General features: G+C 63.7%; 23 protein-coding genes and 1 riboswitch. Of the genes, 12 read left to right on the forward strand and 11 right to left on the reverse strand.

Annotation, left to right across the window (positions count from 1 at the left end; genetic code table 11):
• Positions 1 to 224 precede the first annotated feature (224 nt).
• Positions 225 to 1,058, forward strand: coding sequence for a DUF4377 domain-containing protein (locus ISS97_RS15010; protein ID WP_379985613.1), 834 nt, complete (start codon positions 225 to 227; stop codon positions 1,056 to 1,058).
• A gap of 100 nt (positions 1,059 to 1,158) precedes the next feature.
• Here ISS97_RS15010 and ISS97_RS15015 read toward each other — a convergent pair whose 3' ends face one another.
• Positions 1,159 to 1,539, reverse strand: a complete 381-nt coding sequence (locus tag ISS97_RS15015) for a YciI family protein (RefSeq protein WP_379985612.1) — start codon at positions 1,537 to 1,539, stop codon at positions 1,159 to 1,161.
• 367 nt (positions 1,540 to 1,906) lie between these two features.
• On the opposite strand from ISS97_RS15015, the gene ISS97_RS15020 reads away from it, so the two are divergent.
• Both ISS97_RS15020 and ISS97_RS15025 read left to right on the forward strand, forming a co-directional pair.
• Positions 1,907 to 3,220 carry a carbohydrate-binding protein gene (locus ISS97_RS15020; protein WP_379985611.1) on the forward strand — a complete coding sequence of 438 codons (1,314 nt, stop codon included), beginning with the start codon at positions 1,907 to 1,909 and terminating at the stop codon, positions 3,218 to 3,220.
• A 173-nt stretch (positions 3,221 to 3,393) separates the two neighbouring features.
• Positions 3,394 to 4,104: an aspartyl/asparaginyl beta-hydroxylase domain-containing protein gene (locus ISS97_RS15025; protein ID WP_379985610.1), complete on the forward strand. Its 711-nt coding sequence runs from the start codon at positions 3,394 to 3,396 to the stop codon at positions 4,102 to 4,104.
• A gap of 3 nt (positions 4,105 to 4,107) precedes the next feature.
• Here the strand turns inward: ISS97_RS15025 and ISS97_RS15030 are convergent, their stop codons facing one another.
• The 5 genes from ISS97_RS15030 to ISS97_RS15050 form a co-directional block, all read right to left on the reverse strand.
• Entirely contained in the window at positions 4,108 to 4,473 is a 366-nt protein-coding gene (locus tag ISS97_RS15030) for a hypothetical protein (RefSeq protein ID WP_379985609.1), read from the reverse strand.
• 60 nt (positions 4,474 to 4,533) lie between these two features.
• Complete coding sequence (locus tag ISS97_RS15035; RefSeq protein ID WP_379985608.1) at positions 4,534 to 5,301, reverse strand: LytR/AlgR family response regulator transcription factor; 768 nt, start codon at positions 5,299 to 5,301, stop codon at positions 4,534 to 4,536.
• Positions 5,294 to 6,553 carry a sensor histidine kinase gene (locus ISS97_RS15040; protein ID WP_379985873.1) on the reverse strand — a complete coding sequence of 420 codons (1,260 nt, stop codon included), beginning with the start codon at positions 6,551 to 6,553 and terminating at the stop codon, positions 5,294 to 5,296. The genes ISS97_RS15035 and ISS97_RS15040 overlap by 8 nt, the downstream gene beginning before the upstream one ends.
• A gap of 489 nt (positions 6,554 to 7,042) precedes the next feature.
• Entirely contained in the window at positions 7,043 to 7,933 is an 891-nt protein-coding gene (locus ISS97_RS15045) for an ATP-binding protein (protein WP_379985607.1), read from the reverse strand.
• A gap of 2 nt (positions 7,934 to 7,935) precedes the next feature.
• Positions 7,936 to 8,583, reverse strand: coding sequence for a response regulator (locus ISS97_RS15050; protein WP_379985606.1), 648 nt, complete (start codon positions 8,581 to 8,583; stop codon positions 7,936 to 7,938).
• 710 nt (positions 8,584 to 9,293) lie between these two features.
• Between ISS97_RS15050 and pgaA the strand changes: the two genes are divergently transcribed.
• From pgaA to pgaD, 4 genes are read left to right on the forward strand one after another with little or no spacing between them, the layout of a single operon-like run.
• Positions 9,294 to 11,381 (forward strand): poly-beta-1,6 N-acetyl-D-glucosamine export porin PgaA, encoded by a 2,088-nt coding sequence (gene pgaA / locus ISS97_RS15055; RefSeq protein ID WP_379985605.1) that lies wholly within the window; start codon positions 9,294 to 9,296, stop codon positions 11,379 to 11,381.
• 2 nt (positions 11,382 to 11,383) lie between these two features.
• Positions 11,384 to 13,291: a poly-beta-1,6-N-acetyl-D-glucosamine N-deacetylase PgaB gene (gene pgaB, locus ISS97_RS15060; RefSeq protein WP_379985604.1), complete on the forward strand. Its 1,908-nt coding sequence runs from the start codon at positions 11,384 to 11,386 to the stop codon at positions 13,289 to 13,291.
• Positions 13,292 to 13,299: 8 nt separating this feature from the next.
• Positions 13,300 to 14,547, forward strand: coding sequence for a poly-beta-1,6-N-acetyl-D-glucosamine synthase (pgaC, locus tag ISS97_RS15065; protein WP_379985603.1), 1,248 nt, complete (start codon positions 13,300 to 13,302; stop codon positions 14,545 to 14,547).
• Positions 14,544 to 15,017: a poly-beta-1,6-N-acetyl-D-glucosamine biosynthesis protein PgaD gene (gene pgaD, locus ISS97_RS15070; RefSeq protein ID WP_379985602.1), complete on the forward strand. Its 474-nt coding sequence runs from the start codon at positions 14,544 to 14,546 to the stop codon at positions 15,015 to 15,017. The genes pgaC and pgaD overlap by 4 nt, the downstream gene beginning before the upstream one ends.
• Before the next feature lie 332 nt (positions 15,018 to 15,349).
• On the opposite strand, the gene ISS97_RS15075 is transcribed toward pgaD, so the two are convergent.
• A complete protein-coding gene (locus ISS97_RS15075) occupies positions 15,350 to 15,823 on the reverse strand; it encodes a cupin domain-containing protein (RefSeq protein ID WP_379985601.1) in 474 nt (157 codons plus the stop codon).
• A 97-nt stretch (positions 15,824 to 15,920) separates the two neighbouring features.
• Here ISS97_RS15075 and ISS97_RS15080 point away from each other — a divergent pair, with 97 nt between their 5' ends.
• A complete protein-coding gene (locus tag ISS97_RS15080; RefSeq protein WP_379985600.1) occupies positions 15,921 to 16,943 on the forward strand; it encodes a TraB/GumN family protein in 1,023 nt (340 codons plus the stop codon).
• 740 nt (positions 16,944 to 17,683) lie between these two features.
• On the opposite strand, the gene ISS97_RS15085 is transcribed toward ISS97_RS15080, so the two are convergent.
• Positions 17,684 to 19,186, reverse strand: a complete 1,503-nt coding sequence (locus ISS97_RS15085; RefSeq protein WP_379985599.1) for a GGDEF domain-containing protein — start codon at positions 19,184 to 19,186, stop codon at positions 17,684 to 17,686.
• Positions 19,187 to 19,345: 159 nt separating this feature from the next.
• Positions 19,346 to 19,422, forward strand: a riboswitch (S-adenosyl-L-homocysteine riboswitch).
• A 14-nt stretch (positions 19,423 to 19,436) separates the two neighbouring features.
• Here ISS97_RS15085 and ISS97_RS15090 point away from each other — a divergent pair.
• The 3 genes from ISS97_RS15090 (at position 19,437) to ISS97_RS15100 (ending at position 22,142) form a co-directional block, all read left to right on the forward strand.
• Positions 19,437 to 20,309 (forward strand): ATP-grasp domain-containing protein, encoded by an 873-nt coding sequence (locus ISS97_RS15090; protein ID WP_379985598.1) that lies wholly within the window; start codon positions 19,437 to 19,439, stop codon positions 20,307 to 20,309.
• 362 nt (positions 20,310 to 20,671) lie between these two features.
• Complete coding sequence (locus ISS97_RS15095) at positions 20,672 to 21,781, forward strand: NHL repeat-containing protein (protein ID WP_379985597.1); 1,110 nt, start codon at positions 20,672 to 20,674, stop codon at positions 21,779 to 21,781.
• A gap of 34 nt (positions 21,782 to 21,815) precedes the next feature.
• On the forward strand, positions 21,816 to 22,142 hold the full coding sequence (locus tag ISS97_RS15100; protein ID WP_379985596.1) for a ubiquitin family protein: 327 nt from the start codon (positions 21,816 to 21,818) through the stop codon (positions 22,140 to 22,142).
• Between the two features lie 81 nt (positions 22,143 to 22,223).
• On the opposite strand, the gene ISS97_RS15105 is transcribed toward ISS97_RS15100, so the two are convergent.
• A complete protein-coding gene (locus ISS97_RS15105; protein WP_379985595.1) occupies positions 22,224 to 22,733 on the reverse strand; it encodes a lipocalin-like domain-containing protein in 510 nt (169 codons plus the stop codon).
• A 110-nt stretch (positions 22,734 to 22,843) separates the two neighbouring features.
• Between ISS97_RS15105 and ISS97_RS15110 the strand changes: the two genes are divergently transcribed.
• Positions 22,844 to 23,692, forward strand: a complete 849-nt coding sequence (locus tag ISS97_RS15110; protein WP_379985594.1) for a LysR family transcriptional regulator — start codon at positions 22,844 to 22,846, stop codon at positions 23,690 to 23,692.
• 21 nt (positions 23,693 to 23,713) lie between these two features.
• On the opposite strand, the gene ISS97_RS15115 is transcribed toward ISS97_RS15110, so the two are convergent.
• A complete protein-coding gene (locus ISS97_RS15115; protein WP_379985593.1) occupies positions 23,714 to 24,250 on the reverse strand; it encodes a DUF6630 family protein in 537 nt (178 codons plus the stop codon).
• Between the two features lie 147 nt (positions 24,251 to 24,397).
• Positions 24,398 to 24,910, reverse strand: a complete 513-nt coding sequence (locus tag ISS97_RS15120) for a DUF1697 domain-containing protein (protein ID WP_379985592.1) — start codon at positions 24,908 to 24,910, stop codon at positions 24,398 to 24,400.
• Positions 24,911 to 24,925: the final 15 nt, after the last annotated feature.

A 24,925-nucleotide genomic window follows, 5' to 3' on the forward strand; every position in this document is an offset into this window, starting at 1 on the left:
GCCCAACCTCAGGACCAGCGACATCCCCCGCACGACGCGACAGACGCTACCCCACGCGCCTGCATGCAAGAGGTGCAGCACGTGTGAATCCTCTGTCATGACAAAAGCGCAACGTCGTCTGTGGCATATCCCGCGGCGGCACGGAATCCGCCATCCCGGATAGAGGCTTTAACCCCTTTTGGCGCAGCCGTCCGTTGCACTACTGGTCACATGGAGAACCTCAGATGAAATACCGTTTGCTTCTGCTCCCGCTCGCACTGGCCGCCTGCTCGCAGACACCCCCGCCGGATAGCGGCAACACACCGGCTCCTGCGGCGGCGGCCAGCGCTCAGGCCAAACCGGCGGCATCGACCGCCGCTGTGGATACGTCGGCACTGGGCAAGTACCACTGGCAGCTGAGCGAGGCCACCGGCAGCGATGGCAAGCGCATCGACGCGCTGTTTGTGCGTGCGGACAAACCGCTGCAACTGGATTTCGTGCGCGACCGCCTCAGCGTCAGCAACGCCTGCAACCGCATCGGCGGCAACTACAGTGTCGACGGCGAACGCATGAAGATCGGTCCGATGGCGCAGACCATGATGGCCTGTCCCGACAAAGCCCTGGCCGATCTCGACGGCGCCATCACCCAGCGCCTGCAGGGCAACCCCAAGCTCGGCCTGCACACGGAAGGTGACACGCCACAGTTGCGCCTTGCCACGGACAGTGGCGACACCCTCGTATTCACCGGCCAGCCCACCGCGGAAACCCGTTACGGCGGTGAAGGCGAGACCGTGTTCCTGGAAGTGGCACCGCAGACCAAACCCTGCAGCCATCCGCTGATTCCCAACACGCAATGCCTGCAAGTGCGCGAGCGTAAATATGGCGAGAACGGCGTAGCCGTCGGCACGCCGGGCGAATGGCAGCCGCTGTATCAGAGCATCGAGGGATATACGCACGAAGCCGGCATCCGCAACGTGCTGCGCGTGAAGCGCTTCAACATCAAGAATCCGCCGGCCGATGCGCCGAACACCGCCTATGTGCTGGACATGGTGGTGGAGTCGGAAGTGGTGAAACCGTAAGCACCGCGCCTACAAAATCACGTCCATCAGTAGGAGCGCACCCTGTGCGCGACACGGCCCTGCGTTGCGGGGCTTTCGCGCACAGGGTGCGCTCCTACCATCAGGCCGCGGCGCCTACACGATGGCGCACGGCATTCATATCGCGCACCGGGCGAATCTCGATACTGCCGAAGCGCGACCACGGAAACTCCGCGGCGATGCGCTCGGCTTCGGCAACGTCCTCGGCTTCGATCAGATTGAAGCCGCCGAGGTATTCCTTGGTTTCCGCAAAGGGGCCATCCACGATGGTGGAACGACCGTTGCGCACGCGCATGGTGCGCGACTGCATCGGCAGTTCGAGCTGCTGACTGTCCAGCAGCTTGCCTTCCTTGCGTAGCTGGTCGGCCTTGGCGAAACAGCCGCGCATCAGCGTGTCGAACTCACCCGGGGGCAGCGCATCGAGCAGTACGGGATCGCAATAAATCATCATCAGGAACTTCATGATGCTTCCGTTCGCGTCGGAGGGGAGCCGCGATGGTAGTACATCCATCGCGAGGCACTCGAGTGGCGTCGCCACGACGAGGACAACGGATTGATAACGTTGTCAGATCGAGACAGACATCAGATGGACACCTCGTGCGATGCACGCGGGCAGCGTCCGCAAGAATTCCCTGTTGCATTGCATTAGCGCTTTTCAAGCCGACGGTCACAGTTTCCCTGACGCATAGAAGACAACGTTGTCATCGGATGGAGGAGAAGGGGCTCCACATGGGCGAAGCCGCCGCCATGCCCTCGTGGCGATGGCACACCGCCGCTCGACCAGCCATCCGCTTCCGTCATCGACGACAACGAGGAGAGGAGACAGCCCTATGCGTGCGAAACATTCGATAGCGTGGTCGCGGATCATCGCCGGCGCCCTGAGCAGTACCGCGGGTACGGCCATGGCCATGGGCCTGCTGGCCATGACGCCGGCGCAGCCTGCCCAGGCGGCAACCCTGCCAGCTTGCGCGCCGGCGTGGAGCGCAACGGCGGTTTACGTGGGCGGCAATACCGCCAGCGAGAACAACGTGAACTATGTGGCGAACTGGTGGACCCAGGGCAACGACCCGGCCACCAACAACGGTGGCTCCGGCTCGGGCCAGCCGTGGACCTCGCAGGGCGCCTGCGGCACCGGCACGCCACCACCTCCTCCCCCGCCGCCGCCTCCACCGCCCCCGCCGCCGGGCTCGGGTGCCGGCTTGCTGTTCAGTCCTTACAAGGACGTCACCATCAATCTCAACTGGAACACCAACACCATCCAGACCGCGGTCACCGGTTCGGCGATTCCGTTGGTGGGCAGTGGCAGCCTGGTGTCCAACTACGTACCCAAGCTGGGCGCGGTCACGCTGGCCTTCGCCACCGGCGAATGCGGCAGCGAGAACTGGGGCGGCATTCCGGGCGCGAGCTTCGCCAGCGCCAATATCGGCGCGCTTTCCAGTGCGGGCCTGAGCTACGTGGTTTCCACCGGCGGTGCCGCGGGCAGCTTCACCTGCTCCACGCCATCGGGCATGGCCAAGTTCCTGTCGACCTACAACTCGCCACAGATGGTGGGCGTGGACTTCGACATCGAAGCCGGCCAAACGCAGGCGCAGGTCAATGCACTGGTGGCCGCGGCGGTCTATGCGCAGGGCCTGTATCCCAAGCTGCGCTTCTCGTTCACGCTAGCCACGCTGGCGGCCTCTGACGGCAGCTACGGCGGGCTGAACAGCCAGGGCGACATGGTGGTGAAGGCGATCAAGGCCTCCACTCTGAGCAACTACACCGTCAACCTGATGGTGATGGATTACGGCTCGGCCAGCGCGTCCATCTGCGTGGTCGCCAACGGCCAGTGCGACATGGGTCAGTCGGCGATCCAGGCCGCCAAGAACCTGCAGCACACCTACGGCATTCCGCTCAGCAAGATCGAGCTGACGCCGATGATCGGCATGAATGATGTCACCAGCGAAGTCTTCACCGCGGCGAATGTCGACACCATGGTGAACTACGCGATAAGCAATGGCCTGGCTGGCGTGCACTTCTGGTCGCTGGACCGCGATACGCCGTGTTCGGGCTCCAGCAATTGGGCCTCGCCCACCTGCAATTCGGTGAGCGGCACCACGCCGCTGCTGTACACCAAGCGCTTCCTGACCGATCTCGGTCGGTAAGCAGGTCCTGCAACACCGGAAAACCCCGGGCCCATGCCTGGGGTTTTCTTTTGGGCGCCTCCCGAACCGACATAGCCGGGGACCCAACGGGGTCATGCCTGGAAACGCTCTTACAATCCAATCACAAACAGGCGTGTATCTCATGGCTCCAGGACTGTCACTTCCAGCCACCTATGAGCCGCCTATACGACCTTTCATCCCAAGCTTTGCGCGCCCTCTACGACCGGCGCATCGTCAATCCGCCGGTGCTGGATATCGACGCCCGGTTTCCCGCGGCCCGTCACTTCGTGGAGGCATGGCCCGCGCTGCGCGATGAGGCGCTGGCGTTGACCCCTCGGCTGCACGCCGTGCCGCGCTTCCATGAACTGATGAGCGAGCAGACCGCCATCTCCACCCACGACGGTCACGACTGGCGCATGTTTCTGCTCAAGGTGTACGGGCATCCGATCGGGCCGAACATGGCCGCCTGCCCGCGCCTCGCTGCCTTGATCAACGCTTCGCCGGACGTGCTGTCCGCCACACTCTCGCTGCTCGCGCCGCACAAGCACGTTCCGCAACACCGAGGCCCCTTCAAGGGCGTGTTGCGATTCCAGCTTGGTCTCTCGGTGCCGCTGGCCGCGGACGGCCGCCCCGCAGCCGTGCTGCGGCTGGCAGGCGAGGAACACCGGATCGGCAACGGCCAGGCCTTGTTGTGGGACGACACTTATCCGCACGAAGTGTGGAACGACAGCGACGAGTGGCGCATCGCGCTTCTGCTTGATGTCCGCCGTCGCGGCATGCCGGTCGACATGGCCCTGCTTTCCCGCCTGTTGATCGCCGGCATCGGCACCGTGGCGCGATGGCGCCTGCCGGCGCTGACACAGGCAGGCCGGCTCGATGCCTAAAAATCAGGGCCTGCCTTTGCTGCAGATCGATGTATCAGCGTTATCTCGATCATCCACACATGCCTTGAATTCCACCGGCAAGCCGACAAGCTCGCGACTCGCGCCCACCGCCAGCGCGAGCCGTTCAAGCGGCGGCGCATCGCACGCTTTATCGACACCGACATCAGGGCAGGCGGCGGAGAACAGCACGAAGTGGCATTGGCCGCTGGCGCTGCCCACGCATTCGAACTTGGCCACGCCGGCCTGCAAATGCACCACCCCATGCACCCTGTCGTGGCCATCGGTCATGCTGTGCATCTCGATCGTGCGACCACCGGTGCACCCCACCATGGCCAGCACGTAATAGATCACTGCGAGCAGATTGCGCATACGTCACCTCCGCCGCGGCGTGGGCCGCGACGCGCGGCACCGACGCTTGCCGGCATGCGTTTACATGGAGCGGAACAAGGCCATGAACGGCTGACTCACCGTCAGTGTCTCCGGCCGGTTTCTCAGCTTGATCGTGCCCTTGCCGCTGTCGTCGCGAACGATCGAAGCAACCGCTTTCAGATTCACAATGGTGGCGCGATGAATCTGCTTGAACACCGCCGGATCCAACGCACCAAGCAATTCGCGGATCGGCTTGCGCAGCAAGGCTTCGCCTGCCGCTGTCACCACCGTGGTGTACTTGTTGTCGGCGCGGAAATAGATCACGTCGTCGATCAGGATCAGCTGGGTTTCCCGCCCGCTGCTAGCGGTGATCCAGGTCAACGGCTGTTGCGCACCCGGCTGCAGCAGATTCGCGCCAAGTTGCCGCACCAGCGACGCCAGCGCTTCCGCATCGACGGCATGACCGGCGCGCGCCTTGACCCGCTGCACCGTCGCCGCAAGACGCTCCGGCGCGATCGGCTTGAGCAGGTAGTCGATGGCCCCGCGTTCGAAGGCATCGATGGCGTAATGGTCGTACGCCGTGACGAACACGATCTGCGTGGCCGGACTGACCTCGGCCGCCGCGGCCGCCACTTCCAGCCCGGTTAGGCCAGGCATGCGGATATCGAGAAAGGCGAGTTCGGGCCGATGCTCGGCGATCGCTTCCAGCGCACTGGCGCCATCCTCGCACTCCGCCACCACGTCCAGTTCCGGCCAAACCTGTGCCAATTGCTCCAGCAATGCCTGACGCAGCAGAGCCTCGTCTTCGGCGATCACACACTTAGTCATGGCGGCCCACCTTGTCCGGCGCGGCCGGCACAGTCAGCGTGGCGGCCACGCCGTGTGGAAAATTGGCGACGATGGCCAGCGATGCCGCTGCGCCATAGACCAGGCGCAGGCGTTCGCGCACATTCTTCAGGCCAATGCCGGTGCCGCCGCCCGCATCGCTGAAACCACAACCGTCATCCGCCACGGTCATCGAAACCGTACCCTCACCCGCGCGGCCAAGCAGCCACACCGTGCCGCCGCCTGGCTTGGGTTCAAGGCCGTGCTTCACCGCGTTCTCCACCAGGGTCTGCAACATCATCGGCGGCAGCGGTGTGGCATGCAGCTCATCTGCCACATCAATCTGCAGCTTCAGCCGGTCGCCCATGCGGATGCGCAGAATTTCCAGATAGGCGCGCGACCGCTCCAGTTCATCACCCAAGGTGGACAACACCTCGTCGGTGCGCGGCAGCGAGCGACGCAGATAGGCGATCAGATGCCCCAGCATGTCGTCGGCCCGCGCCGGATCGGTGCGCGTGAGGTACTGGGCGCTGGCCAGCGTGTTGTAGAGAAAATGCGGCTCGACCTGCGCATGCAGCAGATTCAGGCGGGCCACCGTCAATTCCTTCTCGGTCGCGGTCTGCGTGGCAGAAGCTTGTTCGCCTCGCCGGCGCTCAGCGACACGGCGCGTAATGGCACGCGTGATCGCTTCGGCATTCTCGAGATTGGTACCGTCGTCGACCCGGAACCAGTCGGTCCAAGCACCGTTGCCCGGCTCGCAGATCAGCGTGACGCTGCCGGTGCCATCGCTCGGCGTCACCGTGGCGAGAATCTGGTTGTCTTTGCGCCCAAACCAGTCAAACACACTTAATCGCTTCAGCGGCTTGTTGCCATAGGGATCAAGGCGCCGGACCTGCGCGCGTACCTGCAGGCTGTCACGCGCGCTTTCGATCGCCTCGGTACGCGGCAGTTCGCGGATCGCCGCATCCAGCAGGTCGAACGCCTCACCCGCCTCGAAGGGAATTTCCACTTGCCGGCGCTGCCGGTTGGCAAGGGTGTCGTGGTCCACGCGCCCCGCGATCAGCCGTACCCGGCGCACATGCGAAAACGCGCCGGTGATCACCATCGTCAGCATGGCGAGCGCGGCCAGCACAAAAGGCCAGGCCGGCCCGTGATAGTGCCCGTCGGTAATGCCCATCCACACCACCACGCACAGCATGAAGGCGAGGAACCAGGCCACGATCAGGCGAATGACAAAGAAGAAGCTGGTAACCACGGTGTCCCCCACGTCGGTATCGTCTCGATGGGGCGGGAGCATAGCCGGGCAAGGCCGGGGCCAGACGGGGTTACGACAGAACCGGGATAGCGGCGACGAAAGCGGGATTCCCGGGAGCGAACCCCGCGCTACGGGCAAAAAAATTGCGGGCCTTATGCAGGCCCGCAACCCATGGCGCCACCATGACCGGCACCTGTTCTCGGTTTGCCGAGGTACCCCAAGGGAGGGAATGGATACCTCTTGCGAACATCACAGCGACATCACGGACACGGAGGACAAGCCACCATACGCTGCCATTTCATTCACAACCGGCATCGCCCATCCATGGACACCGGGACACACCGGAACTATCACTGGAACAACATACAACCCACTCATCACACCTCGCAGACTCTGCCAACACGGGAGTGTGTGCAGCGGCATCGTCCTCACCCCGAGATGTCCAGGCATTTCAGCACGCGAATCCAAGTGGCTCTACAGGAAACGTTCCTAAAGCATGTTTTCCAAAGCCGAAAGCAGGGCCTCTACGCACTTCCTGTCGACGTGCTTCTGAGCGATAAGAATCCGATCGATGTCGTCGGCGAGCGCCTGCACGCGCCGATCATCGAACATCATCGTGCTACCTTTGATGCGGTGTGCATGACGCGCGGCCAAAGCCGGATCTCCTGAGTCCATCGCCGCGCGGATGGCTGCCATATCCTTGCGTGCCTCCAGCGCGAAAAGCTCTCGATCATCCTGCTCGATTTCCGTGAAACCGGCCGACGTCGCCAGCACCTTCCCGCGCTGTCCGGACACAGAGACCGGAGCCATCGTCGGCCTACCCTCTGCAACATCCTCGTCGACAGATACCGGGCCCGTCGGCAATTCCATGCGCACCGACGTTCCGACACCGACCTTGCTGCCCAGGCTGAGCCTGCCGCCCAACGCCTCCACGATCTCTCGACAGATGGACAAACCCAGACCGAAGCCACCCGGTTGCGTGACCAATAGGCCGTGAGCCTGGGAGAACGGCTTTAGCAACCTGCGCTGTTGATCGACAGGAATGCCGAATCCGGTGCCATAAACCTCCACTATCAGGCGTACACCACCCTTCCCGTCGCTCATCGGCTCCTGCCACAAGATCATGCCGACGCGACCATGTGCGGTGCACTTCACCGCGTTGCCGAACAGGTTATCCAACACCTGACGCAAACGCGTTTCGTCCAGCATTAGATATGACAAGGGGCCGCGGGGAAGGTCTAGCTTCACCTGCAAGCCTTTTGCTTCCATCGCCAGCCGCTGCGCGTCCACACAACAGCGCGCCACCGCCAGCACATCGCAAGCGACCAGCGCGGGCGTGGACTCCTTGACCTCAGCGCGGGTGCAACCCATTACACGCATGGTTACAGCCTGCCGTGCATCAGCAGAATCTGCTCCTTCATCTTGAACAGCTCTGCGTCGGCCTGGACGCCCAGCTTCTTGTACGCCATCGATTTCTGCGTGCTGATGGTTTTCAGGCTGCGATTGAATTTGCCGGCGATCTGACTCACCGACATGCCATCGAGAAAGCAGCGGAGCACCTCCCATTCGCGCGGGGACAGCGGCGCATGCAGCTTGGCCGGCGCATCGACACCGATGGCAGGCGGCAGATAGGTCTTCCCAGCCATGACCTCCGCGATGGCCTGAAGCATATCGTTGGCGTCCTGGTTCTTGCTGAAAAAGCCATTCGCTCCCTCGCGCAACAACATGTTCACGGTGATGCTCTGCTCATGCGCCGACACCACCAGAATGCGCAACGTGGAATGACGCGAGCGAAGCGTCTTCACCAGCGCCACGCCATCCATATCGTCAGCGGCCAATGCATAGTCGATCAACGCGACATCCACTGGCATGGCGGCCAGCATCGCGCGGAATGTCCGGCTGTTGCTGTGGCTTCCCACCACCGTGATGTCGGGTACTTGCTCAAGGTATGCGGTGAGGCCTTTGAGGATGAACTCGTGGTCATCCAGCAAAGCGACGCGCACGGGACCGGTGCTGAAAGAGGTCGACATAAGAAACTCGATGTGAGACGGATGGCATTCCATCCGTGGTCGCAATATCGGCGGCGCTCTTCTGACGGACCCGGGCGATGCGGATCGGGCCTGGAGCGCTGCAAGGGAAAGTCCATTGATGGCAGATGGCTTTGCCGCCTGCGTACGGTGCAGACGACCCGACGATTCCACCATGCGACCCCTAACGCTTCTATGGGAGCACTCTGAAACTACGGGGCCTTCAAACACGCAGCCGCCATGCCATGCAGCGATCACGGTCGCCCTGAAACCCTTGGAATTGCCGGATCCTGTTCGCCACGTCCGACCGGGTCCCATACCGATGCCTCGCCTGAGCGACACACTGTCAACGATCCGTGACGGCATAGGACTTTTCTGATTCCGATGCCCAGGCGATTTGGCAACACTGCATCCGCAACGACGCCAAGCCTGCTCCTGGCTCCCCGCCGGACCCGGGCCGATTCAACCGAGCGTCGAGCGTCATCCCGCATGCCATGGACGGTCATGCGTCGACCGTACGGTCGGAGACAGGCCGCACTACCAACCCCAGTGCGGCCTGTCGGGATCCTTTTACAGCCACGGAGCGAGGCGCGACGAAATCCGCATACCCAGTCATCGCCCCATGGGCGGATCGCTGCCATGTGCGCTCATTTCGCAGTCACACGGCTCCCAGGTACCGGTGTCGCCATTAGCGGCCCCGGGGAGCAAGTCCCATGCAGTCAGCTCGAACGCTACAACCCGTTATCGCAGCACCCACCCACCGGCACATTGCCCGGCTCGCGCTGCTCACGCTCGCCTACTGTGTCAGCGCCGCGCACGCCACCACGGCAACCAACGACCAGGCCACTCACGACCAGTTACTGGCGAATGCGCGCCAACAGCGCGACAGCGGTCACCGCATGGAAGCCCTGGCTGCCTGCGAAACCCTGCTGCAGCGCTGGCCGAACGATGCGGAAGCACAACGCCTGCGCGTTCGCCTGCTGTCCGAACTCGGCGCCGCGAACCAGGCGCTGCAGCTCGCTCGCGAACTCTCACCCTCGCTGGCACCCGACGACATGGCGCGGCTGGAAGCCGACGCCGCCGCGCATCAAACACGCTGGGCCAAAGCGGAACCCGCCGACCCGCGCCAACCGTATGCGGAAGCGGATCGCGCCATTGCGCTACAGGACGATGCGCTGACCCGCCACGGCAACACACCTGCCCTCGCCACGGAAATCCGCGCGGACCGTCTTGTCTCCTACGACCAGGCTTCACGCAGCGCCGCTGCGGTAAGCGATTACGACGCGATGCAGCGCGACGGCGGAAACATGCCGCCCTACGCAGCAGCCGCGATGGCCGACGCGCTGCTGCAACAGCGCCAACCGGAACGGGCCATCCCGCTCTATGAAGCAAGCATCCGCCATCATCCCGATGCCTATGCTGAAAACGAAACCGATCCCCGCATCGGCCTCACCTACGCTTATCTGGAAGCCGGTCGCTATCGGGACGCCGTAACGCTGATCGACCGCACCGCCGCTGCGGAAAAGACCTGGCTGCCCGCACCGGGGTCGACGCGCCCGCGCGACAACGCGCACAAGACCGACGCCGACATCGCCGCCGCGCAAGTCCGCCAGCAAGCGTGGCTCTACCGCGAAGCCTGGCAGCGCATCGACGCCCTGCGCGCGCAGGCGCCGGCCAATTCGACGCTATGGCGCGAACTCGGCGATGTGGAACGCGCACGCGGATGGCCGCGCCGTTCGGAAGACACGCTGGCTGGCGCAGCTTCGCTCGATCCCGAAGACATCGCCGTGCGCCTGGGCGTGATCGACAGCTGGCGCGAGCTCAACGATTTCCGCCGCGTCGAGCCGGCCTTGCAACAGGTGGAAGCCGTGATCCCACGCGACCCGCAAGCGCAGCTTGCCCGCCAGGCGTGGGATCGCCAGCGTGGCTGGCAGTTCGATCTCGATCACTCGCGTGGCCAGGGCGGTGCACCGAACTATGGCGACAGCGATCACGAAACCCAGGCCACCCTGCAAAGCCCGCTGCTCGATGATCGCTGGCGTATCTACGGCATCACCCGCCTCGCCAGCGCATCACTACCTGAAGGCAAGGGGCAGCGCGATCGGCTTGGTCTTGGCCTGCGCGGCTATGCGCGCGGACTGGAAGCCTACGTGCAAGCACTGCAAGGCATCGGCGGGGAAAGCCGCCGCGACACACTCGAAGCCGGCGTGCGCTGGTTCCCCAGCGATTACTGGACCTTCGTGCTCGGCTGGAGCAACACCGGCGACCAGGACGTACCGCTGCGCGCCAGCCACTACGGCATCACTGCGCATACGCTCGACGCTTCCGTGCAGTGGCGCCCCAGCGAACTGAGCTCGGTGAAACTCGGCGGCTCGCAGGATCACTTCAGCGATGGCAACCGCCGCCGCGGCTGGCAGGCACAGTGGATGCAGCGCGCATATACCGCGCCATGGTTCACGCTCGATGGCGGCGTGGAGCTCGGCAGCACCCGCAACACACGCACCGACGTGCCGTATTACAGCCCAACCTGCGCGCGCTGGGCCGCGCTCGACGGGCAGCTGGAAAGCCTGCTCTATCAACGCTACGAACGCAGCTGGCGCCAGCGCATCGATATCGCTGCGGGCAGCTATCACGAATGCCGCTACGGCAGTGGCTGGATGGCAAGCCTGCGCTACGGCCAGACCTTCGCGCCTCGCGGCGGACTCGCCTTCGGCTGGGGCCTGGGCTGGTCCAGCCAGCCGTACGACGGCAAGCGCGACAACCGCGTCACGCTGGACCTCACCATGCATTGGGGCGAATGACCATGCTGCGACTACGCGTCCTGCTCATGCTCATGCTCTCGCTGCTTATCGCGCCGGCGTGGGCGGCTGACCGCTTCGATGCACTCAGCGCACCACTGCCCGCGCGCGCATCGCTGCCGCCGTTGATCGTGCTCAATTACCACGACGTACGCGACGACATCCGCGACGCCGGCCGGCTGGACAGCACCGCCATCAGCACCGATCACCTGATCGCGCACTTCGATTGGTTGCACGCCAACGGTTTCCACATGGTCAGCCTGGACGATGTGATCGCCGCGCGCCGCGGACAACGCGCGCTGCCCGACAAGGCCGTGCTGCTGACCTTCGACGATGGCCTGGTCAGCTTCTACACGCGCGTGTTTCCGCTGTTGCGCGCCTATCGCTACCCGGCGTTGTTCGCGGTGGAAGGCTCATGGGTCGATCGCCCCGACAGCCAGCGCTTCGACTACAACGGCGAGCGGTGCGGGCATGAGTGCTTCGTCGGCTGGCCACAGGTGCGCGAGATGCGCGACTCCGGCCTGGTGGAGATCGCCTCGCACACCCATGACCTGCACCAGGGCGTACTAGCCAATCCGCAAGGCAACACCATGCCGGCCGCAGTCACGCTCGCCTACGACCCGAAACACGGTTACGAAACGGAGGCCGCCTATCGCGCCCGCATCCGCGCCGACCTCAAGCGCAGCGCCGACGAGATCGAGCATCAGACAGGAAAGCGTCCGCGCGCCATCGTGTGGCCCTACGGCAACTACAACGGCATCGCGCAGGCGGAAGCGGCGGCGCAAGGCATGGATGTGTCCTTCAGCCTGGACGACGATCCCGTCACCCTGGCGCCCGGCAGAACCATCCCGCGCCTGCTGATCGCCGACAACATCGGCGTCGATGGCCTTGCCGCGCTGATCTACCGCCAACGCGCCGTCATGCCGCAGCGCGTAGTGCAGGTCGACCTGGACTACGTCTACGACCCCGACCCCGCGCAGCAGGACAAGAATCTGTCCGCCCTGCTCGACCGCATCCGCCGCATGAAGCCGAGCCAGGTGTGGCTGCAGGCTTACGCCGATCCCGACGGCGATGGCGTAGCTGACGCCGTGTACTTCCCGAATCGCCATCTGCCGGTGCGCGCCGATCTTTTCTCGCGCGTCGCCTGGCAACTGCGCACGCGCTGCGAAGTGGAGGTGTACGCCTGGATGCCGGTGCTGGCCTTCCGCTTTCCGCATGCGGACAGCTTGCCAACGCTGGGCAAACAGAACGCTCCCCATGACGGCGACCATTACCGTCTCGCACCGTGGAATCCGCAGGTGCGCGCGATGATCGGCGATGTCTACGAAGACCTCGCCATGCACGCGCCGCTGAGCGGCCTGCTGTTCTCCGACGACGCCTATATCCGCGACACTGACAACCTCGGCCCGCTGGCGCACAGCACGCCTGCACAGCGCACCCAGTACCTGATCGACTTCACCACCGAACTGACGTCGCGTGTGCGTCCATGGCGCGCGCAGATCAAGACCGCACGCAACATCTACGCGCGCCCCGTCCTGCAACCGGAGGCGGAAGCCTGGTTCGCGCAGAGCCTGCCGGCCTTCAACGCTGCCTATGACTACACCGCGCTAATGGCGATGCCGCAGCTGGATAAGCAACCCGCCACCGACGGCTGGTTCCGCCGGCTGGCGGCCGCCGTAGCGGCACAACCGCACGCGCTGGATCGCACCGTGTTCGAACTGGCGGCCGTCGACTGGCGCCATGGCGACACGCCGATCCCCGCCAGCGTCATCGGCGGCCGCATGCGTCTGCTGCAGGCGCAGGGTGCGCGGCATCTCGGCTACTACCCCGACAACTTCATTACCGGCCAACCCGCGCTGGAGGCCATCCGGCCGTATATCTCCGCCGCTGAATACCCCTATCCGGAACGTTGAGGAAGGGCATGCAACAGATCGTCACTTGGCTGTTCGATTACGCCTTCTATTACCCGCTCGTAATGTCCTTCGTGTGGATGAGCGGCGGCCTGATCTACTACCTGCGCTGGGAGCGCGGGCAGCCAAAGCGTGTCGATCCGCCGGCGCTGGAAAGCTACCCGTTCGTGACATTGATCGTGCCTTGCCACAACGAAGGCGAGCAGGTGCGCGAGACCATCGCCCACCTCGCCGCGCAGCGTTACCCGCATTTCGAGGTGATCGCGGTCAACGATGGCTCCACCGACGACACCGGCGCGCAACTGGATGCGTTGCTGGCGGAGTATCCGCAGTTGCGCGTGATCCACTTCGCCAGCAACCAGGGCAAGGCCATGGGCCTGCGCATGGCCGCCATGGCGGCGCGCGGCGAATTCCTGGTCTGCGTGGACGGCGACGCCCTACTCGACGAATACGCCACGCACTGGCTGATGCGACATATGGTCAGCAGCTCGCGCGTCGGCTCGGTCACCGGCAACCCGCGCATCCGCAATCGCTCCACCTTGTTGGGCAAGCTACAGGTGGGCGAGTTCTCTTCGATCATCGGCTTGATCAAGCGCGCGCAGCGCGTGTACGGGCGAGTGTTCACCGTCTCCGGCGTGATCGCCTGTTTTCGCCGCAGCGCCGTGCACGATGTCGGCTATTGGAGCACCGATATGGTGACCGAGGACATCGACATCAGCTGGCGCCTGCAGATGCATCACTGGGATATCCGTTACGAACCCAATGCGCTGTGCTGGATATTGATGCCCGAAACCCTGCGCGGCCTGTGGAAGCAACGCGTGCGCTGGGCCCAGGGCGGTGTGGAGGTGATCCTGCGTTATACCCGCCAGCTGCTGCGCTGGCGCCGGCGCCGCATGTGGCCGATAGCGCTGGAATACATCTTCAGCCTGGTGTGGGCGTACGCGATGGTGAGCATCGTGCTGCTGTGGCTGTTGGGCCTGTTCCTTCCACTGCCGCCCGCACTACATGTCCCGACGTTGCTGCCGCAATGGCATGGCGTGATGTTGGGCATGGTCTGTCTGATCCAGTTCGGCATCGCCACGCTGATTGACCGGCGTTACGAGACCCGGGTCGGACGCAACTATTACTGGATGATCTGGTACCCGCTGACCTACTGGCTGCTCAGTACGGCCACCACCGTGGTGGCCTTTCCCAAGGCGCTATTCAAGCGCAAGGGAACGCGGGCGGTATGGACCAGCCCTGACCGAGGTGTGCGATGAGAGCCGAAGCCATTCTGATTCAACGACCGGAGCGCCAGCATCCGGCCCAACGTATGCTGTTCACCACCGCCACTTTGTTGGCCTGGGCGCTATGGGCGTCATTGTGGCTGCCCTTGGTCACTCTGGTCGCGTGGTTGCTCGGCTTGCGCGTCAGTTATGTGGAATTGGTCGTGCGCGAGCACAGTCACGGCGTGCAGGATCTGCTGACCATGCTGGTGATCGCTCTCGCCTGCGCGCTGACCGCGGCGGCATGGGCTGGCTACAACCGCCTGCGCTATGGCCATTTGCGCCGGCGCCACCGCAGCCTGCCCGCTGACCGCACCGCCATTGCAGGTGCATTGGGTGTGCAGCATGCCACGGCTGCCTGGATGTATACGGCACCGCGGATGGTGTTGGAGTTTCTGGAGGATGGGCTGATCGTGCATCAGCAGGGGGTGCAGCAGCGTGTCTTGCGTAGCGCTGCTGCCTAGGCCTCGTTGGCTTTGAAGCTCGGCTTGCTCCCTCTCCTCCGGGGAGAGGGCTGGCGAGGATTCGGCCCTTGAGCCAATTCCTCCTACTCGTCATTCCGGCGCAGGCCGGAATCCAGTAGTGGCGCGCTTCGGTTGTTGCGACTGCGTGCTCTGGCCGCTTATGCAGCGGGCATTTCGGACGCCTGCCGGCGCCCGAGTTACTTTCTCTTTGCTGGCCCAAAGAGAAAGTAACCAAAGAGAAATGGCCTCAGAGCGGGCGGTGTGCTTTGTAGCTGCGCATCTTCCAGTGCCAGACGTCGGTGTAGGTTTCTCCAGTCGGCCCACCAAAGCAATCAGATCGGTCCTTGCTGGATGTGGTCCATATCCACTAACTCTTCCACCTCGCCATTGATATAAAGCCGCTTGTTCTGGCGCGGGTAGTCGCAGACGTCCTGTGCCAGGCGCTGTCCTGCCACCAGCAGCACCAGTGGCTCGGTGCCGGTGTTGGTCACGGTATGGGCGGGGCCCCCGCGGGCAAAGCCCAGAAAATCACCGGTGCCGAGATCGTAGTGTTGCTCGTCGATCACTGCCTCGCCGCGACCCGACAGGACGTAGACGCATTCTTCCTCGTAAAGGTGCCGGTGATACTCGGCCGCGTCGTGGCCCGGCATCAGCGTCACCATCAGAAAGCCGAACTGGGTCAGGCCGGTGGCGTCGCTCAGGCTTTTCTTTAGGCGCACGGCGTTCGGGTTGAGGGTGTGGACTGCACGCTGCGCCGGCATGGCGTCGATATCGGCGGCCTTCAATAGCTCGCGTGGCTTGCTCATCGGCTTCTCTCTAGGGACCCGCCACAACACGGCGCACCCGAGTATCCTGCGCAGGCCGTAGCGCGGCAATCGTGTACTTGCTTGCATGGAGTTCCGGATGCGCGGGAAGACCATCCTCTACGTCGGTGCCTTGCTGATCAGCATGAGCGCATGGGCGCAATCCGCCAGCGATGCGCAAAAACCTCCCTCCCCCGTGGACGCGGTACGCCTGCAGACGGTGACCGTCACCGGCATCCAGCCCGGTCCCGGTCTGTGGAAGGTCAGCCAGGGTGACCATGTGCTGTGGGTACTCGGCACGCTGACGCCGCTGCCCAAGCATATGAAGTGGCGCTCGACTCAGGTGGAGCAGGTCATCGCGCAATCGCAGGAGCTGCTCGAGCCGCCCACGGCCGAACTGAGAATGCATGAGGGCCTGCTCAGCCGCCTGAACCTGCAGCCCTCGTTCAATTCACACAAGAATCCGGATGGCGCCAACCTGCAGCAACTGCTGCCGCCAGACGTATTCGCGCGCTGGCAAACCCTGAAGCAGCAGTACATCGGCAACAACAGCGGCATCGAGTACTGGCAGCCCATGCCGGTCACGGAGAAGCTGCGCGAAAAAGCGCTGGACACCGCCAAACTCACCGACACCAGCGACGTGGTGGATACCGTGACCCGGCTCGCGCGCAAACACAACGTCCGCCTGACGCCGGTGAAGTACGAAATGATGGTGGGCTCCGCCGTCGATGCGGCGGAAACGCAGCGCCAGATCACCCAGCGCGATATCGCCTGCCTCGACCAGACCATGCAAAGCATCGAGCGCGATCTCGACACGCTGACGGTTCGCGCCAACGCCTGGGCCACCGGCGACATGGCGACCCTGCGCAAACTGGCGCCGGGCAGCCGCTACGACTCCTGCATCGTGCCCGTCGCCAACGCCGATTTCGCCCAGCAACTCGGCCTGCACGATCTGCCTGAGCGCATGGAAGGCGCCTGGCTCACAACCGCGCAGTTCGCACTCTCACGCAACGCGCAGACGTTCGCGCTGCTGCCGATGGAACAGGTGCTGTCGCCGGACGGCCTCGTCGGCAAGCTCAAGGCACAGGGATATACCGTGCAGGCGCCGGATGAACTTGAGTAGTGGGGTGCCACGCTGGAAGTCTGCTCACTATCTTTGATTCTGTATGGAACAGGGTGCGCTGCTCGGGTGTAAGTCTTTGGTTCGCGGCTTCCTACTTTGATGTTGGGCTATCGCGACCTGGCCGCTTACGCAGCGGGCGTTCCGCCTCGCTACCGCGAGCCGGGTCACTTTCTCTTTGTTGGCCCAACCCCCGAGGGGGCCTAGAGAGAAAGTAACCAAAGAGAAATGGCCTGAGAGCAGGTGGTGGGCTCTGTAGCTGCGCATCGTCCAGTGCCAGACATCGGGATAGCTTCGCTTCTTGTTCCGCTCTGCTGTGGAACTGGTTGGCGTCGTCAGACCCGCACATGCTTTTCTCCTCCCCCTGCTCGCAGGGGGAGGCCGGGAGGGGGTAAGCCCTTGCGACAACCTCTCCCGATACGCCTTCCCAAGTACTCACCCCTCCCCAACCCTCCCCTGCGAGCAGGGGAGGGGGCACGAGCAAAGGCAAAAACATCCCAACGTCTGACACTGGAAGGAGTGCGGCTACGAAGTACGCCGCGCTCTTCTAGACCATTTCTCTTTGGTTACTTTCTCTCTAGGCCCCCTCGGGGGGTTGGGTCAGCAAAGAGAAAGTAACTCGGGCGCCGGCAGGCGTCCGACATGCCCGCTGCATAAGCGGCCAGGTCGCGATAACTCAACGATTGTCGCGACCATAAAGAACAGCCCTCAACGCTTCCCGGCGCAGAGATTTAGAGCAGCCCCTAAGCCGGCGCATCCCGCGCCGGCTCAAGCGGCGGCGCATAGGCGATGCGATCGCGACCGCTGCGCTTGGCCTCGTACAGTGCCTCATCGGCACGCGCCACCAGATCGGTCGCGACCTGGTCGCCGCTCATCGGATAGACGGCCAGACCGACACTGGTCGTGACAATGCCGAAGGGACTGTCGGCATTGACGATCGCCATGCCGCGGATGGTCTCGCGAACCTTGACCGCCATAGCGGTCGCGCCGGCCAGATCGGTGTCCGGCAACAGCAATGCGAACTCTTCGCCACCATAGCGCGCCAACAGATCGGTCGAACGCTGGCACAGCTTGCGCAACTCGCCGGCCAGCTCCCGCAGACAACGATCACCGACAAGATGGCCATAGCGATCATTGACCAACTTGAAGTAGTCGATGTCGATCATCAACAGACCAAGCGGCTGTCCAGTGCGCTGCGCCCGAGCGTACTCTCGCTGCAAGGCATGATCGAAGCCCCGGCGATTCAGGGTGCCGGTCAGGGCGTCTTCCCAGGCCAGGCTTTCCAGCGCGGCGCGGTCATGGCGCAGGGCATCTTCCGATGCGATATGCCGGGCCTGCATCAGCGTGCTGCGCAGGCCATAACCCACCAGGGCCACCACCACACCCGCCACGCCGAGATAGAAATGTTGGCGCAGCAGAAACAGCGAAGTCAGCAGCACGGCCAGCGCCAGCATGAGCGGACTGCCGCTATGAACGATCCGCGCCAGACGCGGACTGTGCAGCACTGGCGGAATCACGCAGCGCCATCCCAGTGCCGCCAGCAACAGAAACGGCATCTCGATCACCCACAGCGTGCGATAACCACCGACCTGCGGCGCTTGCAGGGCCAGCACATGATTGAAGTACACCGCGGCAAACAAATAGGCCACGGTATAGATCGCCAGCAGGCCGAACAGCCGGCTCTCGCGATGCCCCTTCGCCGCCAGGTAGCGCAGGACGCAGCAGAACGCGAGAAACAGATTCTCGAGATCGAACATCCACACTACCTGCCGCGCATGGTCGGCATCCGCCGCGCCCTGCAAGGTGGTCAGCGAGAACACATACACATAGAACAGATAGCCAAGCGAAACGGCCATCGCCGCATCGACCGCGCGAACGATTTTCGACTGGCGTTCTTCGTTGGCGCCGGAAGCCGCATAGGTAATCGGCACGCCGTACTGGATATAGACCAGCATGATCGCCCCCGGCGTGAGGTTATGCCGGTCGAGCACCAGCTCGGACGCCGCACTCATCGCCATGCCGAGCGTCCACAGCAGCATGCTCGCCGCCACCAGGATCCACCCCTTGTAGAGCGCAAACCCATCGAGCAGGCAGCGCCGCAGCATCACCAGGGTCGCCAGCAATGGTGCGGCGATCATGAAGGGGTAGGACAGCGTCATATCGTTTTGCGGAAACAGCGCTACAACCAGCACCTGCAGTGCCAGGAACGCACCAGCGAGAGCCAGCTCGATCTTCGGCAGTGGCATGCTCACATCCGCGATAACCGGGCCAGCCTCCATGGCTTCCCCGCTGTGGCACAGCTTGGGAAATCGCCCGTTCAAAAGCAAGGACGTGATCCGCATACCGGCAAACGGCATGCGCCGCGTTGACGGCCGGGGTGCCGCTCGGGGAGACTAGTTATCTATCGGGCTGAGGGGTGCTGCGACGGACTGGTTCCGCCACGCTCAGCCTGGATCCATCCAGACAAGGGCGCCCTCCATCATTGGAGGTTTCAGCATGTCCGCAACTATCCCCCTTCGCCTCGCGATCGCCACGTCCGACCTGGTTCCCGGCATCCATCCGGACGACGCCCATCTCGCCGCCACCCTGCGCCAGCTCGACATCGAACCCACCGCCTGCGTGTGGAACGATCCCGCCGTGGACTGGGCCGCCTACGACGCCGTACTGCTGCGCTCGACCTGGGACTACTTCAAGCACTACGCCGCCTTCACCCGCTGGCTGGACCGCCTGCCGATTCCCACCATCAACGACAAGCCGCTGGTGCGCTGGAACAGCGACAAGCGCTACCTGCTCGACCTGGCCGCGCAGGGTATCGACATCATTCCCACCCAGATCGTGCCCGCGAAAGACCTGCCGCAAGCCCTCTCCGCGCGACACGGGGAAGAGGTAGTGGTGAAACCCACGGTGAGCGGCACCGCCTGGCACACCGCGCGCGGCACGGTCGGCGAAGCAAGCTTCCAGCAAGCCATTGCGCAACTCCCGCTGGCGTTCGACTACCTGGTGCAACCCTTCCTGCACGAAGTCGTCAACGACGGCGAATGGTCGCTACTGTTCTTCGGCGGCGAATTCAGCCATGCCGTGATCAAGCGGCCGGCGGCCGGCGACTATCGCGTGCAATCGGATTTCGGCGGCACCGCCGAGCTGATCGAACCCGATGCCGCACTGATCGCCAGCGCACAACGCGCCCTCGCCGCCACCGCCGCACTCGGCCACGCCAAGGTCGCCTACGCGCGCGTGGATGGCGTGGTGGTGGGCGGCAAGTTTCTGCTGATGGAACTGGAGATGATCGAACCCTTCCTGCATCTCGAAGTACGTCCGGACGCGGCGGAGCGTTTTGCCGCGCACGTGAAGCAGCGATTGACAGCGTGATCGCGCAGCACACGATCAAGCGTTTTGTTGCCAGCCCGTGACATCGCCGCGCGCCTCACGATTTCTTTCCGCGTACATCCCAGAACAAAGAAGCCGGCGCGCATTTTCATCGGCTGTTGACGCCGCGGCGCCATCGGGGGCGTAGAAGGACGATGGCGAGCCGCCGACATGGAGGCGGCCGGCTCGCCGTTGCCGGAACAAGAAATCATTGACTCGCTCATGCGGGCACCCCATCAGGCCACCCGGCGGCCCGGTGCGGTACGTCTGTGTCCAGAGACGTGGTGCGAATCCGGCGCGGATCGTGCGTCAGTTTGAGAGCTTTTGAAGTTTCGCTACTCCACTCTCAGCCACAGGACACAACGATGAAACGTCGACTTTTGTCGTGCCTGCTTTGCGCAGGTACTTTCGCAGGTAGCGCGCTGGCGAGTTCGCTACCACCGGGAACGCTGTTGGCGGTAGACCAGACAGCCGGCACCCAGCATCTGGGCTCGCTATTCACAGTCAACCAGAGCAATGGCCAACGCATCGTCTTCAGCGACTTCAGCAACACATCACAAGGCGTAACCGGCGTCGATCCCAACGGCGTCGCCTGGCTGCCCGGGCAGCTGCTGGGCCTGATTCCCGGCAGCGTACTGGTGACGGACGGCAGCGGCGGTACCGACGAGCGCGGCGCGCTCTACCGCATCGATCCATCCACCGGACAGCGGACGCTATTCAGCGATTTCGGCAACGGCCTGCAAGGTCCACTCGGTATCTACCCAGTGAGCGTACTGGCCGTACCACCAGGCCTGCTGAGCTGGAGCGGCGTGCTGGTATGCGACCCCTATGCCGGCACCAACGGACAGGGCGCGCTGTTCTCCGTGGACACCAACGGCCATCGCACCGTCCTCATCGATTTCGGCGACGGCAACGGCCCACAGGGCACCTACCCCGACAGCATGGCGCTGTATGGCGGCCTGCTGGGTCTCGGCCGCACGGTACTGGTGGCCGACGGCAGCGCCGGCACCAATCAACATGGCGCACTCTTCAGCGTCGACCCGCTGGGAAAGACCCGCACCGTGATCAGCGACTTCGGCGATAGCAGTGAAGGGTGGGTCGATCCGAATCCATTGAGCACGCCGGTCGGTATCGCGGTTTCTCCATCGAATCAGGTCTACGTACTGGTCGATGAAGCAGGTACGGGGGGCGCGGGCGCGCTGGTAGAGGTCAACGCGACAACCGGCTATCGCACTTTAGTGAGCGACTTCGGCAACGCCACTCAAGGCACCATCGGCGCCAGCCCAAGCGGTGTGACCTGGCTGGCCAACTACGGCGGCCTCGGCGTATCCGACAGCCTGGCGGGCACTGGCGGCAACGGCACGGTGTTCCTGGTCAACCCCGCCACAGGCGCGCGCACCACGCTGAGCGACTTCGGCAACACCGCGCAAGGCGCGCCAGGCGCCGAACCCAGCGGACTGGCCGTCATCCAGTAGCGCGACCACGCCCTCCACTCTGCAAGGAATCCCTATGAAAACCGAATCCAAACACCGGACACGCCTGTCCGCATGGCTGCTGAGCCTGGTGATCGTCGGCGGCGCCGTGTTCGCACCTGCCGCAGCGGCAATGCAGGAGTACGTCAAAACCTTGACCGGCAAGACCATCACGCTCGAAGTCGAACCCTCCGACTCCATTGAGAACGTCAAAGCAAAGATCCAGGACAAGGAAGGCATACCGCCGGACCAGCAGCGGCTGATCTTCGCCGGCAAGCAACTGGAAGACGGAAGAACGTTGATCGACTACAACATCCAGAAGGAATCCACCTTGCATCTCGTACTCAGGCTGCGAGGCGGCTGATCTCGGCTTGAATAGGCATGAAGGCCAGCACCATCGGGCAGGTCGCCCATGATGCTGGCCTTTCCAGTCAGCGATGCCCGCCTACGGCAACCGCCGCCACACCACCTCGCCATGCGCGCCTTCACTAGCGCCGCTGGAAGGCTTGGCGACGACATAGCTGAGTTCATCGCCTTTGAGCGTGTACGCCGAGTTGCCATCCTTGCCGTTCCAGTTCGGGAACGAAGCCTGCTCGATGTGTGTATGCATCGTGTGGTCATCCGCACTGATGCGGCCGAAGTGCGCATTGCTGTCCAGCGACGCCGCGCGATATTCCTCCGGCGTGCCCTTCGATTTGTCACCGGCGGCAAAGCCGCTACGCTGGGCACGCACCATCTGCATCATGTAACGCCCTTGCGCATCGATGATCCACAAGCCTTGCGGATGCGGCCCGTACAGCTCCACCCGCCGGCCATCCGGATAGACATTGTCGACCCGCTCCAGCGTCCAGGCGCCGACCAGCGCACTGGGCACAGGCATCTCCGAAGCGGCATGCGCCATACCCGCCGCCCACGCCAGACCCAACAACGCCAAAGCCATTCGATACCGCTGCATAAGCTGTTCCCGCTCCGCCAAAGTGCGAACAGCGTAGTTCGCTATGATGCGGCGGTTGTACCGGCCAGCGCGACTTTCAGTCATTACAAAACCATATGGCTCCCGTCCCCATGAAGACGCTCGATCTCGATGCCATCAAGGCCTTTGTACTGACGGCGGAACTGCAGAGCTTCACGCGCGCGGCGCAGGCGCTCGACAGCACCCAGTCCGCCGTGAGCCTCAAACTGCGCCGGCTGGAACAGCAGCTCGGCCGGCGCCTGCTCGAACGCACGCCGCGTCAAGTGCGCCTCTCCGCCGAAGGTGCCGCATTCCTGGAGGCCGCACGCGAACTGATCGGCGCCCACGAGCGCGCCATCGCCTCGTTCGAAGTCGAGCAACGCCGGCTGGTGATCGGTATCAGCCATCAACTGGTCAGCGCCGAACTGCCCGGCATGCTGCGCCGCATGAGCGACCACGACCCGAACCTGCTGATCGAACTGCGCGCCGCCGGTTCCGTCGAAATCGCCGACGCCTATGACGAAGGCAAGCTGGATGCCGCACTCGTGCTGCAACCGGGCGACAAGCGCCGCAACGGCGACAAGCTGTACGACGAAACCTTCGCCTGGATCGCCGCCGCCGACTGGCAACCGCGCACCGGCCAGCCCTTGCCGCTATCCACTCAGGGAGCCTCCTGCAGCATCCGCAACGCGGCCGTGCGCACACTCGACCTGGCTGGCATTCCGTGGACGGAAGTCTTTATCGGCAAAGGCGCAGCGATGGTGGGCGCCGCCGCGGCAGCCGGACTCGCCATCGCCGTGCTGCCCCGTCGTAGCGCGCCACCGCATACCGTCGACGTGGGTGCGAGCCTTTCCCTGCCGGAGCTGCCCACGCATGAAGTGGTGTTGTACAGCGCGCTGCATGATCGCCGCTCGCGCGCGGCGCTGGGAACGCTGGCGGCGGCGTTCAAAAGCCTGGCTTAGATGGACACCCGCGCTGCTGCTTCAAGTGACTTCGCTACCCAGTCGCACCTGGATATCCAACAACGTAGCCAGCTCGCGCAAAGGCTCGTTATCGCGCGTCAGCGTCATCCAGCCGGCATAAGTGTCTTCGTCGGTTTCCCAGGCCCATAAGGTGTAGCCATAAGGGGTCAGGCTGTCATACGCCGTGGCGAACAGCGATGCCGCATCGACATCGGCGTGAAAGTCGTCATCGTCCGGATCGCCATCCCACTCCACCGACAGATTCCAGCGCGACGCCAGCTCATCGATCGCCTGCACCAGCGTCCGCGTATCGTCGGCCTCCACCTGGAAACCCGAACGCCAATCGATCACCTGGGCGATCACCCGGATCGGCTCGACCTCCTCCTCATCGGCATGCCCCACCGCATCGCGGTAAGCCGCGAACTGCTGCAAAGCCGTTTCCTCGTCGCCCGGGTTGATCAGCAGCAGCTGCCAGACGCGGGCTTCTACCGAATCATCGCCATCCTCTTCATCATCAAAGGCATGCTCGGTATCGAAATCGTCGTCGGATGGGTTCATGGGGGCGCTACGGGAAGTGGGAATGGCATGATCGCGCTCGCGGCCTTCATTGCAAAGCGCGGCGTGGCTTTTGGAATCAGGAACCACACCGGATCTACCCACTGAGCCCGCACCCATGAACCCGCCTTATTGGTCGAGCCCATCGCTTCAATACGCCGCCGCCATCTCCGCCAGCTTCAGCACGGTATTCATATTGCGCGCCGTGCCGTTCTTGGCCGCGCCGATCTTCAGCTTGGAATCGGCCATGCCGTCGCCGTAGTAGACATAGACTTCGCGCTTGCCGAGGCGGATCTTCTCACCGTTCTGGTGGGTGACAGTTTTCAGCGTATCGGCCGGCGGTGGCTCGTCCAGAAAGATGGCTACGGTGCGATTGCCTGGGGCTTCTGGAAACGGATTGGCTTTACCCACCTCGGCCATTTCCGCTGCGGTGCGTATCGCCACACCCACTGGCTTGCCGGCGTACAGCGCCAAACGCTTCTCCAGCGCCGCCTTGAGCTGAGCTGCCGATTTCCGGCTGCGAAACACCACATTGCCGCTGGCGATATAGGTGCGCACCTCTTCGAAGCCCACCTCTTCGCACATGGCTTTCAACTCAGCCATAGGCAGTTTGCCGGTGCCGCCGACATTGACGGCGCGCAGCAATGCTATGTAGATCGTCATACGTTCACCCTTGGC

Source organism: Dyella koreensis (genome assembly GCF_044904565.1).
Lineage (GTDB): Bacteria > Pseudomonadota > Gammaproteobacteria > Xanthomonadales > Rhodanobacteraceae > Dyella_D > Dyella_D koreensis.

Excerpts from the sequence above, each read along its gene's own strand:
- ISS97_RS15080 (WP_379985600.1), top strand. The coding sequence starts at position 15,921 with ATGCGCGGGAAGACCATCCTCTACGTCGGTGCCTTGCTGATCAGCATG.
- pgaB (WP_379985604.1), top strand. The coding sequence starts at position 11,384 with ATGCTGCGACTACGCGTCCTGCTCATGCTCATGCTCTCGCTGCTTATC.
- ISS97_RS15015 (WP_379985612.1), bottom strand. The coding sequence starts at position 1,539 with ATGAAGTTCCTGATGATGATTTATTGCGATCCCGTACTGCTCGATGCG.
- ISS97_RS15035 (WP_379985608.1), bottom strand. The coding sequence starts at position 5,301 with ATGACTAAGTGTGTGATCGCCGAAGACGAGGCTCTGCTGCGTCAGGCA.
- ISS97_RS15075 (WP_379985601.1), bottom strand. The coding sequence starts at position 15,823 with ATGAGCAAGCCACGCGAGCTATTGAAGGCCGCCGATATCGACGCCATG.
- pgaD (WP_379985602.1), top strand. The coding sequence starts at position 14,544 with ATGAGAGCCGAAGCCATTCTGATTCAACGACCGGAGCGCCAGCATCCG.
- ISS97_RS15120 (WP_379985592.1), bottom strand. The coding sequence starts at position 24,910 with ATGACGATCTACATAGCATTGCTGCGCGCCGTCAATGTCGGCGGCACC.
- ISS97_RS15050 (WP_379985606.1), bottom strand. The coding sequence starts at position 8,583 with ATGTCGACCTCTTTCAGCACCGGTCCCGTGCGCGTCGCTTTGCTGGAT.
- pgaA (WP_379985605.1), top strand. The coding sequence starts at position 9,294 with ATGCAGTCAGCTCGAACGCTACAACCCGTTATCGCAGCACCCACCCAC.
- ISS97_RS15045 (WP_379985607.1), bottom strand. The coding sequence starts at position 7,933 with ATGCGTGTAATGGGTTGCACCCGCGCTGAGGTCAAGGAGTCCACGCCC.
- ISS97_RS15110 (WP_379985594.1), top strand. The coding sequence starts at position 22,844 with ATGAAGACGCTCGATCTCGATGCCATCAAGGCCTTTGTACTGACGGCG.
- ISS97_RS15085 (WP_379985599.1), bottom strand. The coding sequence starts at position 19,186 with ATGCCACTGCCGAAGATCGAGCTGGCTCTCGCTGGTGCGTTCCTGGCA.
- pgaC (WP_379985603.1), top strand. The coding sequence starts at position 13,300 with ATGCAACAGATCGTCACTTGGCTGTTCGATTACGCCTTCTATTACCCG.
- ISS97_RS15010 (WP_379985613.1), top strand. The coding sequence starts at position 225 with ATGAAATACCGTTTGCTTCTGCTCCCGCTCGCACTGGCCGCCTGCTCG.
- ISS97_RS15025 (WP_379985610.1), top strand. The coding sequence starts at position 3,394 with ATGAGCCGCCTATACGACCTTTCATCCCAAGCTTTGCGCGCCCTCTAC.
- ISS97_RS15095 (WP_379985597.1), top strand. The coding sequence starts at position 20,672 with ATGAAACGTCGACTTTTGTCGTGCCTGCTTTGCGCAGGTACTTTCGCA.
- ISS97_RS15090 (WP_379985598.1), top strand. The coding sequence starts at position 19,437 with ATGTCCGCAACTATCCCCCTTCGCCTCGCGATCGCCACGTCCGACCTG.
- ISS97_RS15105 (WP_379985595.1), bottom strand. The coding sequence starts at position 22,733 with ATGCAGCGGTATCGAATGGCTTTGGCGTTGTTGGGTCTGGCGTGGGCG.
- ISS97_RS15100 (WP_379985596.1), top strand. The coding sequence starts at position 21,816 with ATGAAAACCGAATCCAAACACCGGACACGCCTGTCCGCATGGCTGCTG.
- ISS97_RS15115 (WP_379985593.1), bottom strand. The coding sequence starts at position 24,250 with ATGAACCCATCCGACGACGATTTCGATACCGAGCATGCCTTTGATGAT.
- ISS97_RS15030 (WP_379985609.1), bottom strand. The coding sequence starts at position 4,473 with ATGCGCAATCTGCTCGCAGTGATCTATTACGTGCTGGCCATGGTGGGG.
- ISS97_RS15020 (WP_379985611.1), top strand. The coding sequence starts at position 1,907 with ATGCGTGCGAAACATTCGATAGCGTGGTCGCGGATCATCGCCGGCGCC.